This window comes from Anaerocolumna cellulosilytica (genome assembly GCF_014218335.1).
In the GTDB taxonomy this organism is placed as follows: Bacteria; Bacillota; Clostridia; order Lachnospirales; family Lachnospiraceae; genus Anaerocolumna; species Anaerocolumna cellulosilytica.
The window spans coordinates 1336764-1357048 of the sequence record NZ_AP023367.1 but is presented as its reverse complement, the minus strand read 5'-3'; the positions used below and the strand labels follow the sequence as shown (position 1 = coordinate 1357048).

At 31.7% G+C, this 20285-nt stretch carries 22 protein-coding genes; 1 reads left to right on the top strand and 21 read right to left on the bottom strand.

Going from position 1 to position 20285, the window contains the following annotated elements; genetic code table 11:
• Nucleotides 1-240 precede the first annotated feature (240 nt).
• The 8 genes from acsn021_RS05925 to acsn021_RS05890 form a co-directional block, all read right to left on the bottom strand.
• Nucleotides 241-858 carry a phosphotransferase gene (locus tag acsn021_RS05925; RefSeq protein ID WP_184092991.1) on the bottom strand — a complete coding sequence of 206 codons (618 nt, stop codon included), beginning with the start codon at nucleotides 856-858 and terminating at the stop codon, nucleotides 241-243.
• A gap of 545 nt (nucleotides 859-1403) precedes the next feature.
• Nucleotides 1404-2453 (bottom strand): toll/interleukin-1 receptor domain-containing protein, encoded by a 1050-nt coding sequence (locus tag acsn021_RS05920; protein WP_184092992.1) that lies wholly within the window; start codon nucleotides 2451-2453, stop codon nucleotides 1404-1406.
• On the bottom strand, nucleotides 2450-2905 hold the full coding sequence (locus tag acsn021_RS05915) for a hypothetical protein (RefSeq protein ID WP_184092993.1): 456 nt from the start codon (nucleotides 2903-2905) through the stop codon (nucleotides 2450-2452). The genes acsn021_RS05920 and acsn021_RS05915 overlap by 4 nt, the downstream gene beginning before the upstream one ends.
• 217 nt (nucleotides 2906-3122) lie before the next feature.
• Complete coding sequence (locus tag acsn021_RS05910) at nucleotides 3123-3866, bottom strand: hypothetical protein (protein WP_184092994.1); 744 nt, start codon at nucleotides 3864-3866, stop codon at nucleotides 3123-3125.
• 120 nt (nucleotides 3867-3986) lie between these two features.
• Entirely contained in the window at nucleotides 3987-4406 is a 420-nt protein-coding gene (locus acsn021_RS05905) for a hypothetical protein (protein ID WP_184092995.1), read from the bottom strand.
• 323 nt (nucleotides 4407-4729) lie between these two features.
• A complete protein-coding gene (locus acsn021_RS05900) occupies nucleotides 4730-4969 on the bottom strand; it encodes a hypothetical protein (protein ID WP_184092996.1) in 240 nt (79 codons plus the stop codon).
• Between the two features lie 27 nt (nucleotides 4970-4996).
• Nucleotides 4997-8260: a metallophosphoesterase gene (locus acsn021_RS05895; protein WP_184092997.1), complete on the bottom strand. Its 3264-nt coding sequence runs from the start codon at nucleotides 8258-8260 to the stop codon at nucleotides 4997-4999.
• Between the two features lie 538 nt (nucleotides 8261-8798).
• Nucleotides 8799-9974, bottom strand: coding sequence for an IS110 family RNA-guided transposase (locus acsn021_RS05890; protein ID WP_184092998.1), 1176 nt, complete (start codon nucleotides 9972-9974; stop codon nucleotides 8799-8801).
• Nucleotides 9975-10277: 303 nt separating this feature from the next.
• On the opposite strand from acsn021_RS05890, the gene acsn021_RS05885 reads away from it, so the two are divergent.
• Nucleotides 10278-10769 (top strand): helix-turn-helix domain-containing protein, encoded by a 492-nt coding sequence (locus tag acsn021_RS05885; RefSeq protein ID WP_184092999.1) that lies wholly within the window; start codon nucleotides 10278-10280, stop codon nucleotides 10767-10769.
• Nucleotides 10770-10993: 224 nt separating this feature from the next.
• Here the strand turns inward: acsn021_RS05885 and acsn021_RS05880 are convergent, their stop codons facing one another.
• The 13 genes from acsn021_RS05880 to acsn021_RS05825 form a co-directional block, all read right to left on the bottom strand.
• Entirely contained in the window at nucleotides 10994-12226 is a 1233-nt protein-coding gene (locus acsn021_RS05880; RefSeq protein ID WP_184096201.1) for an IS256 family transposase, read from the bottom strand.
• Nucleotides 12227-12480: 254 nt separating this feature from the next.
• A complete protein-coding gene (locus acsn021_RS05875) occupies nucleotides 12481-13302 on the bottom strand; it encodes a hypothetical protein (protein ID WP_184090967.1) in 822 nt (273 codons plus the stop codon).
• 362 nt (nucleotides 13303-13664) lie between these two features.
• The gene (locus acsn021_RS05870) at nucleotides 13665-14150 is read right to left on the bottom strand and encodes a hypothetical protein (protein WP_184090965.1); all 486 of its coding nucleotides are present in this window, start codon (nucleotides 14148-14150) and stop codon (nucleotides 13665-13667) included.
• Between the two features lie 789 nt (nucleotides 14151-14939).
• The gene (locus acsn021_RS05865) at nucleotides 14940-15410 is read right to left on the bottom strand and encodes a hypothetical protein (protein ID WP_184090963.1); all 471 of its coding nucleotides are present in this window, start codon (nucleotides 15408-15410) and stop codon (nucleotides 14940-14942) included.
• A 67-nt stretch (nucleotides 15411-15477) separates the two neighbouring features.
• Complete coding sequence (locus tag acsn021_RS05860; protein WP_184090961.1) at nucleotides 15478-15723, bottom strand: type II toxin-antitoxin system HicB family antitoxin; 246 nt, start codon at nucleotides 15721-15723, stop codon at nucleotides 15478-15480.
• 27 nt (nucleotides 15724-15750) lie between these two features.
• Entirely contained in the window at nucleotides 15751-16029 is a 279-nt protein-coding gene (locus acsn021_RS05855) for a hypothetical protein (protein WP_184090959.1), read from the bottom strand.
• Nucleotides 16030-16223: 194 nt separating this feature from the next.
• Nucleotides 16224-16520, bottom strand: coding sequence for a DUF4279 domain-containing protein (locus acsn021_RS05850; RefSeq protein WP_243167774.1), 297 nt, complete (start codon nucleotides 16518-16520; stop codon nucleotides 16224-16226).
• Nucleotides 16496-16639, bottom strand: coding sequence for a DUF4279 domain-containing protein (locus acsn021_RS22815; RefSeq protein WP_243167773.1), 144 nt, complete (start codon nucleotides 16637-16639; stop codon nucleotides 16496-16498). Before acsn021_RS22815 ends, acsn021_RS05850 begins: the two co-directional genes overlap by 25 nt.
• 208 nt (nucleotides 16640-16847) lie before the next feature.
• A complete protein-coding gene (locus tag acsn021_RS05845; protein ID WP_184090958.1) occupies nucleotides 16848-17324 on the bottom strand; it encodes a GNAT family N-acetyltransferase in 477 nt (158 codons plus the stop codon).
• 10 nt (nucleotides 17325-17334) lie between these two features.
• Nucleotides 17335-18087 carry a class I SAM-dependent methyltransferase gene (locus acsn021_RS05840; RefSeq protein ID WP_184090957.1) on the bottom strand — a complete coding sequence of 251 codons (753 nt, stop codon included), beginning with the start codon at nucleotides 18085-18087 and terminating at the stop codon, nucleotides 17335-17337.
• Complete coding sequence (locus acsn021_RS05835; RefSeq protein ID WP_184090956.1) at nucleotides 18084-18347, bottom strand: methyltransferase domain-containing protein; 264 nt, start codon at nucleotides 18345-18347, stop codon at nucleotides 18084-18086. Before acsn021_RS05835 ends, acsn021_RS05840 begins: the two co-directional genes overlap by 4 nt.
• 525 nt (nucleotides 18348-18872) lie before the next feature.
• Entirely contained in the window at nucleotides 18873-19811 is a 939-nt protein-coding gene (locus acsn021_RS05830; protein WP_184090955.1) for an HNH endonuclease, read from the bottom strand.
• A 330-nt stretch (nucleotides 19812-20141) separates the two neighbouring features.
• Nucleotides 20142-20285, bottom strand: a complete 144-nt coding sequence (locus acsn021_RS05825; RefSeq protein WP_184090954.1) for a hypothetical protein — start codon at nucleotides 20283-20285, stop codon at nucleotides 20142-20144.

Below are 20285 nucleotides of genomic sequence, written 5' to 3'. Positions count from 1 at the left end.
TGAGGATGAGGAAGATTTTTTTGCGAAGAAACTGATTATTCATATATACACCTTACATATCATGAAACATTCGGCTTAAAAAGGGTTGAGAATATTTATCGATATTATAATTATAAGAAGATAAAAGATATATGGGCAAAATTCTGTGAGTTGTGTCATGATTACATTGACGATAGTGACATGTCAAATGACTTTGAGCCAAATTTTGACTGGCCATTTGAAAACTTAACCATAGAATCATTAAAGAAAATTACTATTTATAAAGTTAAATTTTTTGATCAAATACTTCTTATAAGAAAGAAAAGTAAAATAGTCTAATGTATTTAGAATTTCAGCACATTCATATTCATAATCATTTATTTCTATAGGACAAATCGTATCTGCATGATAAAAACAATTTGCTCCAGATAGAAATCCACGATTCAAGCGGAAATATCCCATATAACAAGGTATATATAAAGCGCTTCCAAAGTCAAAAACTCCCTTAATCTGTTTAGTACTCATATCAATGAAAATATTATTCCAATGTAAATCCATGTGTGAAAATACTGCTTTAGGTTGTATCCCTTGATTCAATTTTCTGGAATTTTCATTCACTTTTTCTATTATAATTTTACATTCATTTTCTGCTAAGCTTCCATAACGTAAGCAGTCTCCTAATGCTGTTTCCACAATGTTTTTGTAAGAATCAGTCCACTTACTAAATCGTTCTATTCTCCCGTCTTTATATATTCCTCCAAAATAATCAGATTCGATGGAATTCATTTTATCAAGTATCATCAAAGCTTGATTTTTTATATATTTCTGCTCCTCAACATTTAACAATCTCCATATATTTCCTAACAATTCATAATCCATATATTCTGTTATAATAAATTTTTTTCTTTATAATATGCTATATAAGATGAATTAACATCCCCATTGCTGCATTGTCTAATGGTTATGTTCTCAATATTTGTACAAAATAAACTTTCCAATGATTTATTAAGAATTCTCATCTGTTATCACCTCATATTTAGATACAGGATTTGTGTACTCTGCTTAGCCGATAATAATTGATTGCTTTGATCATACTATGTTGGACGCCATTAAATGTAATCTTCATTTTATAGTATTTTTTATTTTTTATATTAATGTAAGTCTGCAGTGTCCGTAATTCGCTGGTATTATAATCCTTAGATTTATTTTATTAATATTTCCCCTGTTCTTCTTTATCATGATATTCCCATCCGTATTTGGTGCCAAGCAATATCCTAAAGTCTTAGTTTAAATATAATGGGAAATTAAATAACTTGACTTATCATCATTTCCCATCCTTGACAAGCATGAGCTTCTGTTTCGCCAATCATCAAACCAATTAACATCATTAATAATAAAGTTGATTTTATGTACATTGAAAGTGTTTATAGCCCCATAAAACTTATGACATCCGTAAAATGTTTTTTGATATGTTCAGACAATGATACCCCTTTACTATCCTTAACAAATTCCATGAATTCTGGAATATCTAACAATATTTTCTGTACGATCTTCTTCTCTTTTATTTGAGTAATTGCATATGTTGGGTCTCCAAGAGAATCAATTTGCTCTTGCAATTCTTCCAACTTTTGCTTCCAAAACAAGCTATATTTAGTTAGACCAGCTGTCGAATAGACATCAGCTCCAACAATATCAGGACATTCCGCCTTGTAGTATTTTTTATCTTCTTCATTAAGGACAATATAAATAAGCTTATTCCTAAAATTTCTATCTCTAACTACTTCCAAGACTTCATACATACAATTTCTCGATTTTATATATCTATCGCTAATGATTGTTATTACAAAGTCGTGCTTTTCAATTGATTGCATGAATTTCTTAAAACTTTCGTGGTACTCAACATCTCTGATATCTCTAGAAATTCTGGCTTTATCAGTTATTCTGCTACCAAGTTCAGTTTCGATTAAATTAGCAATGTCAGAGTCTTTCTGGCAATATGATAAAAATACAGTTTTGACTGTATCTGTCTGTACACGATCTTCATTATCACAATCAATTAAACTAAGCTCAAGATAACTTCTCAACGCCACTACAAAAGGTTCCACTACTTTTCTCATAAAAGCGGATATCATCTCACGAAACTTGTTGCTGCTTGTGTAACCTTGCCCAAGCGTAAACAGTTGTTTAGATCCATCTAATATGTAATTAAGTAACTGATACCCATAATCGATTAAGTCTTTTTGGCTTGATGGTAGTTCAAGCTTATCATTCCAGGTCTTTTCTTCAAAAAGAGTTTTAAAGTCATAAGTAACATGATTACATTCTTTAATATAATCATAAATAAAAGCCGTGTCTGTTATGAAGTCAAAAAACATCTTAATAAGATTAATTTCTTCTTGCGAATCTACCTTGAGCATTTGTGACGCAAGTGTTCTATATTGCAGTGAAATCTTTCGCAACTCCTTCTTGTTCATAAATTAGTACCTCCACAGATAGGGCAATATATGCCTATCTCATTATCTAAGTCTTGCACTTTCACATCGATATTACAACACTCCTGGTGAACGCGATTATAATCATATGCTGGTTTGTACAATTCCTTTTCAGGCTCTCTTTTAGGTCTTTTCATTGACATCTTTATTAATCCGCTTTTGTTAATCTTTCTTATTGACCCGCCAATTTTACGTTCAATCTCATCATACATATAGTTCAGAGCCTTTTGTTCTACCTTCTCAAGAACTTCAGGGCAATAGAATGTGTTAATTTGGTTTGGCAGCCCGCAGATTGGGCAAAAAAAATGTAAATTGTCTTCATCTTCAAAAACATCTTTATGTAACATAAAACGATTTTTACAGAAATCACATTCCATTTCAAGAAAGCTGTCTTCATCCAACGGTATAGATACTTCGAGTGATACATTTCCCATTTCAACATCACCACCTTGTCTTTTATTTAGTTTTATCCCATTCAGTACTTGTACCAGCAATTGCACATTATTGCTACAATCTTGTATACATGTTAAATATAATGGAAAGTTGACGTTCCTCATAAATTGGAATTTGTTTTACTTTTCAGACTTAGAATTGTCAATTACAATAATAAGTCCAATAGGCTCACAATTATTCAAAATCTAAGTATGCCAACTAATATTCCTCATCTGGTATATCTGGAAGATGATTTATAACCCATTCTAATAGATAACAAAAAAACCTTACACTATATTGTAAGTCACCCCAAGATCCAATTATCCTACTTTTAAATGAATGAATACCATTTCGATTACTTTGAATTTCCCTCAAATAATTGTATTCATCTTCGTCAAATAATTTTTCTGATTTGTAGAATTGTATCAATTCATCTAACATAATCATTGGTACTTCATGTTCGCGAGTATGTTCCTTTATCGTATCTTTAACAGCTTTTTTTAATGACTTCCCCTGGGCACTATCGATTATGCCTTCATCAACCAATTTAGTAACTGATTCTATAAGTGGTGTTTGTACTTTATCTATCTCAAAATCAATCCATTGTTGCCAATGGGCTGATCTAAAGTCATCTAAATAAAAAGCTAAAAACATCTGTAATGTTGTTTCCGTCAAAGTACCTAGCAATATCCAAGAATTGAGTTTTTGTGCATTCGTATTGTTATCCTCTATATCTTCATATTGGTAATAATATCCATTCAATATTTGTTCTGCTAATATGTTTGATATGCTCAAAAACCTTTCTAAACACTCTATTGTTATTAGTTTTCTACTTTCTTCATTTGGAGATAAATCAACAACTTTTAAAATACTATCCGCGTATTTCTCCGAAGTACACTTTACGAGATTCGATAAGCCCTCCCATCCATAATCCATTTCTCCATCCCATAAATATTCAATCATTTTTCTCATCCTATTCTACAAATTCTAAGTTATCTGTTACTCGCTTATTTCCTCCATAAAAATAATGGGAAGTTTGGATTCCCTACGAATCGAAATCAGTTGAAATATCTTCCAATAATTCTATTGCTCTTTTTTTACTTTAGAAAGCAACTCCCCTGGTGATAATTTCCAATATTCTTTATTTTCTCTCAAAAAATCTGGAATATCTTTTTTATAAATGAAATCGACAGCTTCGTCTCTTGTGTATCCTTCTGAACGCACAAGAAATGTCTCTAATTCCTGACATGGCATATTTATGGTTCTTTCAGAAATCATCAGTTCTTCGGCTTCTCTTTCACTCAAACCATAGTATTTCTGAACCAAACGTATAATAACATCATCCTTAACATTTACTTCGAGCAATGCTTCAGCAAGAATCCCTGCTCCAATATTTCGTTCTTCCTGAACAGACTCATCTTCATGCCTTCGTACAACATCTTTTGTTGCATTTAACATTATGCTACCTGCGTCAAACAAATAGTCACTTATATTTTTCCCCACAATCAGTTCCTCCATAAAATTCAAATTTGTATGTTACTCGCTTACTTTACCCCATAAATATAATGGGAAGTTATTTAACTTGCACCATTATTTATAATCTATTCCCAATAATCAACAAAAAGCTGTTCCACTTCCAAATCATTTTTCAAGGTACACAAAGCTTTAAAAGCGTATTCCTTTTCCCATACCCGAAGATTTATTGTTCCTGATGTGATGACGGTAAAATGATTATATTCATACTGTTTTGGGTTTGATGGCAGATATTTTTATCAGAAAATATCTTCTTATGGATTTTAATTGATGTAAAATTCAATGTGTTGGAATCATCCTACTGCCAGACTTATGATATCCATAGCCACAGTAAACGGAATAATAACAATTTTCAGCCATCTATACCATATTCTGAAAGCAATTCCCGGCTCATTTATATTACTATAACCTGAATTTACTGACTTCAGAAGATTTTTTCTTTTCAAGTCTATTTTAATATAAACTCTTATGACATTACCGGTTAACCAAACAAATAAAAGTAATAATTTTAAAGAACTTATAATACATAACATAAATTAGCTCCATTTTCCCCATGCTTATCAACCTAGTGTTCCAGTTCCATCCTTTTTTATTTGTCTTGCCATTACTTTTCTAACATATTCTCTGTTACTTATAAAGGATTTTGTTAATATTTCATTTTCTTCAGGATGGAGCTTAATCTGAATTCCAATGATTAAATCTAAAAGGTAAGTATCTGTTTTTGAATTAGTCCCAAAGAAACGCATTCTATAATAAAAAATTAATTTTATCAAAATCAATTTCAAAATGCTTTCTGAATCCTCTTTTTGAATATATCTTTTTAATTCAGACATTCCATTTTCTATTTTAAGGTCACATTTAAGAAATACTAACATAAATTTTTCAAATGGTTTATCAACTTTCATTGACATTAAGTCATCAATAGCCATTTCCAGTTTTGGAGTACCTACATTTTCTAAAATAAAATTTTGTATTGCTATAGGAAATGAGACTTTTGCTACCTCCATAATTATATTTTTAATTTCTTTAAACTCCTGTTCCGTTGGTATCTCCAGTATCTCCTCAGAGTCATCAAGAACAAGATTCTTTTTTAAATCCTCAATGCTTAGTTCATCATTACATTTTTCCGCTACTTGTAATATTTCTCCAAGAAATATATTCATTGCATACATATAATTTTCTAAGTGACTAATTTTATATTTATTATCTAATAATTCCGCATTTTTAAGAACACTACCATACATTTGCAATAATGAATAAAAATTTTCTGCTTCTTGTTCACTTATGTCATCACTTTGATTTTTTGTTTCTGTATTTAATATTTTAGGAGCATCTATTTTTATATTATTTTTCTTACTAATTTCAGTAAATGCAACATCATTTTTTTTATTTGTAATATCACTTAAATCATCAATTTCTTTTAATGTTGGACGATTTTCATTTAATCTCTCCAATAATTCCTCTTTTGGAAGTTTAAAATCTGCCATAATTTCAAGCTTATTTAATTTATCAATCACGTCAATGCTGTCAATGATGGATTCAATTATTGTTTCTGACATACTATCTAATAATGCCTCACAATTTTGTATAAGCCCTGAGTAAAAACAAATTACATTGTGAAAATTGATTCTATTTCCTTTTTTAAGCATATACTGTACAAATACTTTATTATCCTTTGCATATACAGCTAAATAATATTCAAGTACACTTGTATGACTAAAAATGACTAAATCATCAGTAATACTTAGAATCCCTTTTTCAAAAAACAAAACAGAAAATAAACTTTTAGATTCTATATAACCCTTACTTTTATGATACTCATATATATAATCATCAAACTCTTTTTTTGTAAAGTAATATTCATTTTTTTGAAGCATTTTGTATGCCAGATTACTTAAAAAATGTTGTTTAATTTGAAATGAATATGTACTTCTATAACTTTCTTTAGGGGATAATTTTTCCAATATTATTTCCAAATAATTTTGCATTATAATACCTTCATTTTGTGGAATAAAGTTTTTGTCGAAATCCCAAAGAACCATAAATATTGACACATTAAATGGGGTTTTCGCAAAATTAATTTGATTGCAATATCCATCAATTTTTTCTACTACATTATTAATATCTATAATATCTTCTCTTTTACTAGCCCATCTTGTTACTAATTCCCTAATCTGTGCTTTTCCAAAGAAATGAATGTATAGCTTTTTAAAACTATCACCATAATTAGGTAATTTTTTAATGTCAAGTGATTGAAAAAATTCTTCTTTTACTGCTAAGTAAAATCTGTTGTTACTATTATCTTTTATAAATTTAGTAAGCATCATAGTGTGCATTCCATCTGAAATATCAATATTATCAATTAAAAAAATAAATTTTCCATCACTAATTGAATCTCTTATGTTAGATTTATTAATATTTACATTATCAAGAATATTATTCATGATAAAGTATAATGTTGCATTTGTTAATTTGTCATTCTTTTTTGGAAGTTGTCTCATATCTATATGTATAGGTATAACTCCCTTATTTTCATACTCTTCAATATACAATAGACCTATCCTTTGCAGAAGCGATGTCTTTCCACTTTCTTTTTTTCCAAGGAAAATAATATTATCTTTCTTATTTAATAATTCTTCTAATGATATAAGGTCTTTTCCTCCTTGTTTTTCCTTTACATATTCTGACTCTTCAGAAATGATTGGATCAACAAATACTTGGTCAAGTGTCATTGGAGAATATGAATCAATCTCTTTAATTAAAGAAAATGTTTCAGACATATGTTTAAAATATTCATGAATTCCATTTATTATATTAAACTCCATTTGCTTTTCTTTTGAATTTCCATTCAACGGATATACTATCTTTCCATTTTCATTAACATTTATTGCCGTATCAAACGCCTCTCTCTGCATTGCATAATATGTTCTCATAAAAATTGTGCACAAATTTGTTTCAAAATTTACATTTAAAATAGAATAGCCGTTATATCCATCTACTTTACGACCATATGCATAATCTAAAGGATATAACTTACCTGCCGTACTATATATTGTTTTCATATTTTGTCTACATATTTCTTTTGTATCATTTTCATGAACATGCCCGCGTAAAACTATATCGAATTTCGTCATCTCACGTTCAATTAGCGTAGATTCAAATTCTGATAACCACTCTAAGGGATGATGCATCATACAAATTTTAAAATCTGTATTTTTTATATGTTTAAGCAGATCTCTTACTTGTTTCTCTCCAACGTACATGAGTCCTTTTTCGCATGTACCCATGCCTGATGAACGCCATGATGAATCAATACATACAATACCAATTTGTTTTCCATGTATTTTGCGTATAAATGTATATCCAATCTTTTCTCTAATTATATCTTCGTAATAGGAGTCCAATCCATTGTAAAAATATTCAAGCCTTTCAAGATAAGACTTATTCATATCTATAATATTTTCATTGATTTCTTCTAAAGAGCTAACTAATAGCCCCTTTTCCGTAGCTTTAACTATTTTGCTAGTATCAACTTCATGGTTTCCAGGGACAATAATAAACCTATCTTTTTCATAACCTAATTTATCTAATAACGGCTGAACCAATATTTCATTTGCAATTTCCATCTGATTTTCATCCCTAATAGCTTTATCACCGCGTTGTATTAAATCACCAGTAAAGCATACTAAATCTATTTTTATATCTTGCTCACTTTGAACTTTTAAGACGTCATAAATTAGTTTTTCCGCAATATCTCTGATTTCGTTCTCATTCTTTTTTTGAATATGTGCATCAGATATATGTAAAATATTTAATGATTTCATTTTATCCTCCGTTCTAAATATTTTTTTTTTGAATATAATATTAATAGTGAACTAAAAAGGAGAGATATTTATGACTAACATTCAACTTGCACATATTATTATCCTGACAAAAGATAAAAAACATGTAATTTGTATGTTAAAAAAATACCGTATCCCTATTATAAAATCAAAGTATTGCTGATATATAGATATTAGTTATACTTATTATTTATATAGTTCTTTAATGTTTATTCCTCCGATTTCATTTTTCCATTAGTGCTCCTTAACTTCCCATAGGTACTATAATACTACTTTCGTATCTCAATAATCAAATTACTATATTTTACTATTTAACTTTTATTATATCAGCAAATAATTCAAAAATACAGAATTATTTACATATTATTCTTATTTTGGTATTATTTAGTAGAGGTGACAAACTATAAATAGTCAAGGGTTTTTTGATAAATATTTGATCTAATAAAAAAGTGTACCTTTAATAAACCATCTGAATGCATCGTATTTCAGATAGAATAAAATCTTCTAAAGAAGATAAGTATTAACGAAGCTTTTGAACGCTATAATCGACATCTTGCCTCTCCAATGCATAGATGACTCTAACAAGCTTCTTTGCAACGTGGGTGATAGCCACTCTGTGTGGTTTGCCTTCTCCGCGTTTCTTGGCATAATAAGTTGCAAATGTCATATCGAAACGGATTAAAGGAAGGCAACAATTAATTAGAACATAACGGAGCTGAGAAGAACCACGCTTAACCATTCTGCCTCCGTGTGATGCGGTTCCTGATTCATTTATGCCGGGTTCTATTCCAGCAAATGCAAGCATCTGACCTGAATTCGAAAAGTTTGACATATCGCCATATTCAGAATAAATAACAGCAGCAGATATAGGACCAATACCGGGAACTGACATGTAATGAGGATGAACTTCTTCAATAAGTTTATTGATTTCTTCTTCGAGAGTACCAATCTCTTTTGCAAGAACTTTATATAGAGTCAATAAGCTGTTAAGTTCAACGTCAAAGATGGAATTATTAACACCTACGGTATTGACGGCAAGCCCTTTCAATTGTAGAAACTGCCCGGGAGAAAACTTACCTCTTGATATACAGCGAAGCTTGTCATAAGAAGCTGAGTTCATTTTAGCCATTTTCTCAGCAGTACCATAGTTCTCAAGAAGATACAGCGCAGTTTTGGATAGTCGTTCATTAAAAAATGGCTTAAATTCAGGAAATGTATGATCCAGAAAATTAGTCATCTTTACTAGGTAAAAAGAACGCTGGCGAATCAGTCGATCCCGTAAACGAGTTAATGACTTTAGAGAATAAGCATGGTAAAATCCTTTTGAATGGGGTTTGTACGCAACAGTCATTAACCAGCGAGCTATTGATTCGCAGTCAACAGAGTCGGTTTTGGTTCTCCGCAAAGATGTGGATTTCTTGTATTCCTTGATTAGGACTGGATTAACTTCCATAAAGCTGTGGTGAGCGTTTTCAAGGAAAAGTTCAAGATTGAGAGCATAGTGGGCTGTTGATTCAAACCCTATTCTTATGTACTCAGGGCTGGAGAGAGATTGAAAAATAGTAAGTAGATGTTCAAAGCCAGCTTTATCATTTTTGACAGTAAACTTTGAAACGACCTTTTGATCGACTGCAGATATAATGCAGCAATCATGTTTGTACTTGGAAATATCAATTCCAACAAAGTACAGAGACATAGATGTATGTACCTCCTGATATGTATTTTGGCACTGTTGTTTCCACAGAGAGTTCGGCTGTGTAATCACGTAAATAGAAACGTCTAATGAACCAAAGGTTCTATGCGTTAACAAACTGATTAACAGTAGTAGACGAAAAGCTGTGGTCTGAGTCACCTCGTAACAGTCAAAGCTGTAAAAGTATAGATACAAATCCACAGTGCCTTTTCAAATATATCAGAGATGGAAAGAAATACCCAGAGAATCTGGAAGAAAGGAATAATCCAATTACCATCTAAGATAATTGGATTATACGTGACTAATATGAATAGCAGAATACAAGAATTAAGAAAAACAATGAGATTAACACAAGACCAATTTGCCAAAATAATTGGTACAGACAAAAAAACTATCTACCAGATTGAAAACAATCGTGCGCTTGTATCCGATTTGCTCATACAAGCTATATGTAAAAAACTTCGAATTGATATAAACTGGCTCAAGTACGGTATTGAAACAGAAGAATTTCATAATTTGCAAGATGGATCAGCGGCAAAAATAAAGTCAGATTTAACAAACATTATACTGGCTATAGACGATACTATACTTCATCAGTTAATTTACACTATCAGTAATATGTTCAGATTGATACAGTATGATAAACCTCACCCTTTTCGTCCTGAAAATATTGAGGATATTTTATTGTCATATAAAAATGAATTAGAATCTGAAAAAAAGGAAATAACGTACATAGTTTTACCAAATATAGACGATATAAAAAATAATACTTTTTTCACACCCCGGCTCAAGGAATAAGAACCGTAGTAGAGGGCGGGCAAACCCCTCACTCAGCCGGGGATTTCATCTACAGGAGTGTGTGAAGAAAAGTCTGTAAATGACTTTCTATGATAATTAGATTAAGGATCATGAGGCTGTTTCTGTACAGTCCAATCCTTGGATACACTATAAACAATAACAAAGAGCATGTCAAGAAAACTCTGTATACCAGAGATTCCTGACGTGCTCATTTCATTCTCAGATTAAATCGGGAGCCTTCCCTCGTACATGATAGAAAGTTCACCATATACCTTACCCCAATTTCTGAGAGACATGGTCCATTTCTTTGTTGCCTCAAATGTAGCTAGGTAAAGGGCTTTCAGAAGTGATGTGTCGCTCGGGAAGACGCTCCTCTGACGGTTGAGTTTACGGTATGTACTATTTAGACTTTCGATTGCATTTGTAGTATAAATGACCTTCCTGACTTCGGCAGAGAACTTGAAAATAGGACTGATTACATCCCAGTTCTTATGCCAGCTTTTCATTGCATTCGGATAGCGGTCATCCCATTTGGTGCAAACTTCATCCAGTCGGGTAAGTCCGGCTTCTTCTGAAGCTGCATGGTAAATTTTCTTCAGGTCAGTTGCGAATTCCTTCTTGTCCTTGTCAGCTACGTATTTCAAGGTATTTCTCACCTGATGTACGATGCAGCGTTGGTATTCCGTGTTGGGGAAGGCCACTGCTATGGATTCCTTGATGCCAGTCAGCCCGTCTGCGCAAAGAATGAGTATATCCTGTACACCTCGGTTTTTAAGCTCGTTAAGGATACTGAGCCAGTATTTACTGCTCTCATTGGCACCTACCTGTATCGATAATACCTCTTTTCTGCCTTCTTCATTTATACCAAGGATTATGTATGCAGCCAGCTTCTTGATGATGCTGTTGTCCCTTACTGAGAAATGTACTGCATCGATGAATACGATAGGATAAATGCTTGAGAGAGGACGGTTCTGCCACTGTTCAATCTCCGGGAGAAGTTTGTCGGTTATGTCTGATACCATGCCTTCGCTGACTTCGAATCCGTAGATATCCTCGATAGTTTCAGAAATCTGACGTGTTGTCATTCCTTTGGCATACATGGATATAATCTTGTCATCGATCGCCGATATATCTTTCTGCCTTTTCTTAACTACCTTAGGTTCAAAAGAACTTTCTCGGTCCTGAGGGACATTAATTGTTGCTTCGCCGTATTTACTTCTGATCTGCTTTTGTTTATAACCGTTTCGAGAGTTCTGGTTTTCGGATCTTTCATATGGAACATAGCCCAGATGATCGTCCATTTCTACTTCAAGCATTTCCTTGATTGTGCCACCCAACAGGTCTTTAAGTGCATCCTGGATATCTTCAGCAGACTGGATGTCGTATTCCTGTAAAAGAGCAGCGATGATGTTTTTCTTTCCTTCGGTCATTCTGACCGGTTCACGTTTTTTTGCCATAATTAAAGGCCTCCTATAATATATTTATTTTATCATAGAAAGCCTAATCGAAATACTTATTTTACAGACTTTATTTCACAGTCTCATCTACAGCTAATATTATGCTATACTCTATTAAAACAAACATATTTAATATTAACCTATCTCTCAATTCAATCAAAAGAAATGAAAAAATAAATTTTTATCTTCAAACAAATTATTAGTGCTAATAGTATAAACACTAATCCATCTCCCCTTATATAATGAGTGCCAAACTACTCTTTTAATATAACTGGCTCAAAATCCAAATTTTTAATACCTAAACTTCTAAATAAATCATAAACACGCCTTGAAACGATAAATCTTCTTGCTCTTAATTCTGCAAATTGTTCCGTGGTTGCATTAAAATCATATAAATTATCAAGTATATCTTTGGTAATATACATTGGACCAATAGCGTTTGTATCATATACTGCCTTGCCGCAATTAGGACAACATGCATAGGTTATCCAATTATTTAATTCTTTAAGAGATGGTAATAATTCGTCAACTTCAATCTGATATGCAATCGGTATTTTTATATCCCTACGCTGCCATACTGGCCTGAATTTGATATTGCTCATACTATTATTTTTAATTTCTAACATAATTTTTTCAGTTATTATAAACGTATATAGATCCGAAAACACTACCTCTCTTTTTCTGAGTTCATTTGGTGGAACTTCATAATCCTTTACTTGTTGGATAAATAATTTTCCTTCACGGCAGCATGTTTTAAAGTACTCCTGAGAAGTTGTATTATCATAGCCACAACAAATATTGTTTATTTTCATTTCAAATGCTTGTGCTTGCTCCATTTCCTTTTTATCAAATTTATTCTCAAAAGTCTCAAAAATATTATTAAAATATCGTTTGTTTTCATTCAGAAATGCCTTGATTTCTTTATATTCCTGCGAATCTATTGGTATGAGTATTAAATTCATGTCTTCATTTATAACAAATCGTTTACACTTTAACATAAAATATCTAATTTTCTTTTCAATATCCGTAGGCACCTTGGAATCTGCCATCAGTGAAATTCTACTTAATATTTTCATTGGTTTTTATCTCTTTCTTTACATACTCATTAAAATTCCTCTTAACTTTTTCATTGACAATAATTTTGACTTCCATTAAATCATTAATAACCAATGCTTTTTGCTTTTCATTAATGAAACTAATTCACATACTGTAAGATAAAAACCGTCCATAAAATACAGCTTGAAATTTTTAATACCACTTACCATTACTTTTGTGAAAAATATTAAATCATGCTCTTAAAAGAACTTATGGAAATATATCCATTCTTTATTAAGGAAGCTATCACCGTTTATTTCAAAAAAATGTACTGTAAATATCACTAGACATTATCAATAACTAAAATCTTTTTTTAACATAGTCATAGCATTACTTCTCCAGCTTAAGGATGTTCTCTTGTCTTGGCATACGCTTTAATAATCTTTTTTCTATAATTATTTGCTTGCCTTTCCATTCCCATATTCATCAGAGTACTGTCATTAATCCATTGAAAATAATGTGTTAATTCATGTGCTACTGAGCCTAGAATTGCTGCCAGTGCATTATCTTCACCCCATTCTGACAGCATTTCCTCATAGTCTCCCGTTGCTACTCTTATATATGGTTTCACTAATTTATCAAATGGTTCAAAGAAGGTTGCTGATACATAATCTCCATCCATAGCCTTAATATATGGAGTACTTTTAAAGTAAATTACTACTCGTATTGGAAATTCATATTCCTTTCGTAGCCAATTTCCAAAGTCTTTGCAAGCCCGTTTAACATTGCAGTTAACTTCTCTTTGAAATCGAAATCTTAAGCCAGTTCGCCTTTTTGTATTATATAGTACAGGGTTACATCTCCACTTAGTATCTTTCCAGATGTTCATAATAGTGCTTCTCCTAATATAGCATGTACGAAATAGTCTTATATATGTAAACACCATCACTGTTCTAGTTCTGAGAAGGTGCTTACATAAGTAATATTTATAATCAAAGCCAAACTGTCCCATATCAGAACGTATAAAGCAATTGACAGAAACCGATTCTTCTTTATTTGTATTTTCGTTAGTCGTATTTTAACATTATTTTCAATATCCTATAATCTAGTTGAAGAATCTTTAATTCTCAAATTAATATTTCTCTTAGATTCCTTGTTATTACCTGAACGATAGATTCTTTAAAAATTCAATATCGGCTTTATTTTCATTAAATAAGCTATCCTTTCATGAGACACTGTTATAAGCCATTGTATTTCATTTTTATAAAAACAAATATCTTCTGGTAATTTGTTTTCTACTGACAGAAATATATTGGGCAGCTCAATTTATAAATTTAATGTTTGTTTACAACATTTGTACGTAATCATGACTTTGTGGTTGTCGATAGATGCTTTTATAGTTCCTGGCCATTGTCTCAACCCAATCGTTTTATTTATTATAAATGGTTCAAAATTTTTCATAACCTCATCATGTTCGAAAATTGGTGAAATTTTTGAATATGGCTTTTTAAGATTCGTCATTACGGAAAAAGCTCCCCATATTCTATTGCATATTTAATTATCTCAATATGATTTTTGACTAGATTGTTATAATCAATTACTAACACAAAAGGTCACCTTCTTTTCCTGGTCTTTATATTACTCTTAAAATAGCTCTCTCATTTTCGCATTTAGGGCTCTATATCCACATTTCTGGAACCCACCCTGTTTCAAGCTTTTCTACTAAGACTGGTATAGAAACTATATCCCACTCAGATAATTTTTTTTCTTCTGCAGACAGTTCCTTAGCGGACCGCCTCTGTAAAGATACTGAATCCACAATATGCCAACAAACAAATTCAGTACCTATTGTATGTTCTGTTCTATAAAATCTAGGTGCTTCTGAGCCAGAAGGCACAGGGTAATTCCCCATAGGTTTTAATATATTTTGTTTTAAGGCATACTTTACAGGTATCTGTGCAAAGAATGCTTCTTTACTACTTACTATATTAGTGAGCTTACTAACATCAGATTCACAGTATACCCCAGAAAGAACTCGTACAATCTCGCACTCCGCCCTTTGAGCCTCTTTGACAGATTGTATATAACCATATCCATTCGTAAGCTCTAACTGAAAAACATCTCCATACCTTACCTTAGGTAAACTCAAAATTTTGATCCTCCGATTCATATCCTGTTTTCTTTAACATCGGCTTTTCTTACTTTGATCCGTTTACTTAAATATCAATAGTTATCAGAGAAAGTTTATCTTTTTCACGTAAGAGAATAGATTCAGATAAGGATGCCTTTGGTACTTTATTTATTTGAACATCCTCAACGTATAATTCTAATGCTTCTTTTGCCATCACAAGAGCCTCTTCTATCGTCCATGCACAGGATAAACAACCTTGAAAATCTGGAAAAGAAATACTTATTCCATCATTATCGTAATTAAGAACTGCATAATATGATATATTCTTCATTTAAACTTCCTTTATACAATGCCGAAATTATTTATGTTCAGATAATTTGGCATTAATCTCAATTACTTTTGACCTTACTTGATTTTCATTAAAATATACATTACCTAATTTAAGTTCTTCTTCATACGGTGAGAACCTACAAGTTATCTCTGATAATTCCTTAAACAACCGTAATTTGAAATTATTTACTGTATCATCAAGTTCTAGATTAATTGAATCAGTAAATTCTTCACAGAATGTTTCTGTATCATAGTCTCCTAATAAATAATGTTCTATTAAATAGTATAATTTATTTCTTACCGTCATTATTCTCCTCTCGTTAGGTCTATCTCTTATTATACTTAAAGTTAGAAATAATATTAAATATCCCCCTTTTCTTTTTCCCTATGGGATTACAAATTCATTGCTGGTTAAGAGGAGCTTACTTTCTTGTTTTAACAACATAGGCATCCCACCGCTCCTGAAAGAAGTAGCGGCGAGATGCCATGATTGGTATACTCTTATTCTACATACATATCAATTTGAATAGTCGCATTTAAATAGTGAACAATGTCCAAAAAATCATTGTCAAAATATAGAGCGGGTTTAGAGTCAGTAGAGAATGAAGGAACGATATCAAAAATCACACTACCATCATGTTGATCGCAAATACTTTTTATTTCTGATATTTTGTCAGAAAACATAGACCTTAAATCATCTAAAATCACTTTCAAGTCCCATTCATCCATTTCTCTGCTTTTTAAGGTCCAAAAACCTTCAATTTGTTTGTTCGTTAATGGACTTTTTTTGTTTCCCAACGGCATTTACATGCTGTGGGCTCTATCCCTAAAACACGAGTTATTTCATTAACATCAAAATCGTTATCAAAAACCAGATGCATTTCAGCATAGATACTACACATATTATCTTGACTCATCTACCTATCACCTTGTTTTGTCTTATAAAATGTTTCCATTATGATTTTTCCTGTTTTATCAATAATGTAAATAATTCGGGTTTCTTTGTCAACAGCCAGATTAGACCATGCTTACCTAGTAAATTTACTTCACTTTATAGAGCAGACAGCACGTCTCAACGCTCATTCTGCTAGTCTCAAAAATTCATTATATTAACAGCATTACTACTTACAATTCTAAAACTGTTATTGGTTCATTATTATAAACTTCACCGTTATCACCAAAGCCAAAGCTTTCATATAATTTTTTAGCCACTACATTATCAGTCTCATATGGTATCCAGCAATACTTTGCTGTTCCTGCCGGAAATGTGTATATGTATTCCAGAATTTTTACCATTGCTTTACGTCCATACCCACGATTCTGATATTGTTTTCCTATCATCAGCCTCAATATACAATAATTATCCTTCGCCATATCTGGCTGATCATATCCTGTATTTCCATAAACAATCATAACAAAACCCACCATTTGTTCGTCAGCATAAATAGCAAAAGGCATCGGACAACTACCATTCGTTGTTAAAACATAACAGGATGCAACACTTGATAAATTTGATGCCACATATCGTTGCTGTTCTTTTGTAACTTCCAGCCGAAACAATTCCCTCCGATTATCCAGTGTAATTTTCCGTAAAGTTATCATAATATTTATCTCACTCACATCCTTTCTTTTTAAGTTCCATAAACAAATACATAGGGATTTTACAAAGCCATTCAATTCTTGAAGAACAGCTCAACTGCTCCATGGTAGGAATAGGTTCATTCATGTCAGCCAAAATAAAATCATTTTCGTTAAATGCCTTAATATAATTGGAAAGTGTTCTGTGTCTATATATAAGGGGTGTATTTACTCCATTAATAATATCAATCCATTCTGTCGGATTAAAATAATCCATGACAGCTACCTTAATTCCATCTTCCTCTAATATCCATTTACTTTCTTTGGGTTTAAAGCACGGATGGAGAATGGAAATAAAGACCCTTCCATTCTGCTTTATAACCCTATGGATTTCTTTTAATGTTCCGTCGAGGTCTTCCACATCCATTAACATCATAGAGCATAAAACAATGTCAAACACATCATCTTGAATAACAGTTAGCTCATTTGAATTCCGCCTCAACGTCTTTATATCGGCTCCCTCTTTCATAGCTCTATCAGCAACATAATCTAACAAAGCTTCTGAACAATCAACGGCTGTAACAACTGCTCCCATATCAGCAAGTGCTCTTGAATATCCTCCCTCTCCACATCCTAAATCTAAAATATACTTAGCCTTTACATCTCCAATTGCTTTCAAAGTATATGGCATAATATAATGCATACGAAAATCATTATTCTGTGCTGTCATGATATATTCTTCCATCTCTACTTTATTCCAACACTCCGTTGAACTATCTTTTTTCATTTTACATTCACCTCTCCCTGCTTAAGCAATATAATACAATGCCATCCCATCGATACATCCAGCCCATCCACTTCAAATCCTTGATGATATAGTGCAAATGCTTCCCTTCCCATACCACTGCCTATATCTAGTATTTTTGCTCCAGAAAGGAAATCATCAGTAACTTGGCGCTCCCAAATTTTTAGTTTACCCTTGTCCCAGCTCTTCATTTCATCAATATGTTCCTTTTTTTCATACCATGCTGATACATTTGAATACATTAATTACCTCCTTGAATTAGGATACTTTTAAACCGGTAATTTCATTGTACTGCGTATCAAAAATATTACTAGACTTTATTTCCAACTTATGATACGATGTACTGTGCATAAAAAAGCTTCTTCAAATACCGAAGAAGCTTTTATTTATATCCATATATTATTTAATCTATTTCGACCATCATTATTTTTACTACATAAAATTCCAACAATATCAGATATAATTCAATAATTCAATAATTCAACTCACTATAAACATATCTTAATCTCAACATTATGATCTCCTCAACGTGCGGTGATATACAATTTTTATACTACATAGCAAAAGGAATCAATTACCCCTTATAATTGTTTAATATTTTATAGATGTGTGAATTATTCTGTTTTTTACACTCACTCCACTTTTTTCCACTCTTGAATTCTCTTATTAATACTCTAATATCAATAATATCTATTAATTTTTCATTCCTATTCAAAGTTGGTCACCATTATATATTTATTATCTATAGGCTGAAACACATTTTACTATTAATCATCCGATATATCAAACCAATTTTGATATATATTACTAGTTCTCACACCTGTACTTTTACTTAAATTACATTTATCACATAACAATTGTAAATTTGACACATCATTTATGCCACCTTGTTCTAAAGAAACGATATGATCATAATGCAGCCCCCGTTCCTCCATCACACTATATACCGAAGTTAAATCTCTGCTACAAAAAGTACACTTGCCTCTATCTCGATGAAACACTGCCCTCTCTACCCATTTAGGAGCATATACATGGGAGTATTCATTGTCATGAGTACGAGCTATATACTCATTAAACTTCAATAAAAACTCTCTGTTCAGAAATAGTATATAAAACATCTCATGAGCTATCTTCTCCATTACAGCTTCATACCAACCCGTTAATTTTAATTCTCCCAAATATTCATATAAAATATCTTCTATCAGCTCTTCATCGCTATCCAATAACCACTCAGTAAATTGCGGTTCATGGTCAAAGTAAAACTTGAGTGCTTTATCTATTTGAAGAGTATATTCTTCCCCTTCTGACCATATAGCTCTAACAATGTTCTGTTTCTTAAACTGTTCGTGTTTTTTTAACAAACCATGATATTTTTTATTTTCATCTTCCAGATTAAAAAAATTATTCAGATTATCTATATCCGAATTATCATATATATTTTCATTTCTTTGACTATTTAATTTTTCAATTTGTTGATTCAATCTCTTTATGTCATCAAACATATCCTCTTCCATAATATTTCCAGCTGCCCATTGACAAAAAAGAAGCAGTATTGATTCTTTTTGATAATTTTTCGGCATAGATTCTATATACGAATGAGAAAACTCCGATAAATTCACTATAAACTCTTCCGTCTGATATTGAATTATATTACTGACAACATTACAATAGTAATATACATTAAAATATTTCATCTCAATATTCATAAATTATCTACCACCATAAAATAATTTGATTTCTCTTCCCCACCACAGTAACCATAAACACATTTCACTCCAACCGGCCGCCAAAACACACCTACATACTCCCTTTAGATTAACCACTGATCTCGATTGCCGAATCTTTAGCTTTTATATGTTTCATATTCTTTTGTCGTTGCTGAGGAGTTAGATTATCCACATTATCACCACTAGTATATCACATCATTATGGTATTCAATAAATTTTTTTCCTGGTAAGAATTTATCTGGAAGACATATCTGCTTGTGGTATAACTCATAAACCATCCTCTGGTTCTCTCATCCATCTCAGCATGTATTACAGCATTGGAAACCAAAATACAAAAAACTTTATTATATCCGGATTTAATTGACCAATTTTTCCAAATGATGTACGACAATATAAATCAAATGCAAGTATTGTTTCATCTCTACTCCATTTTATTTCATTTCTACTTTTCAT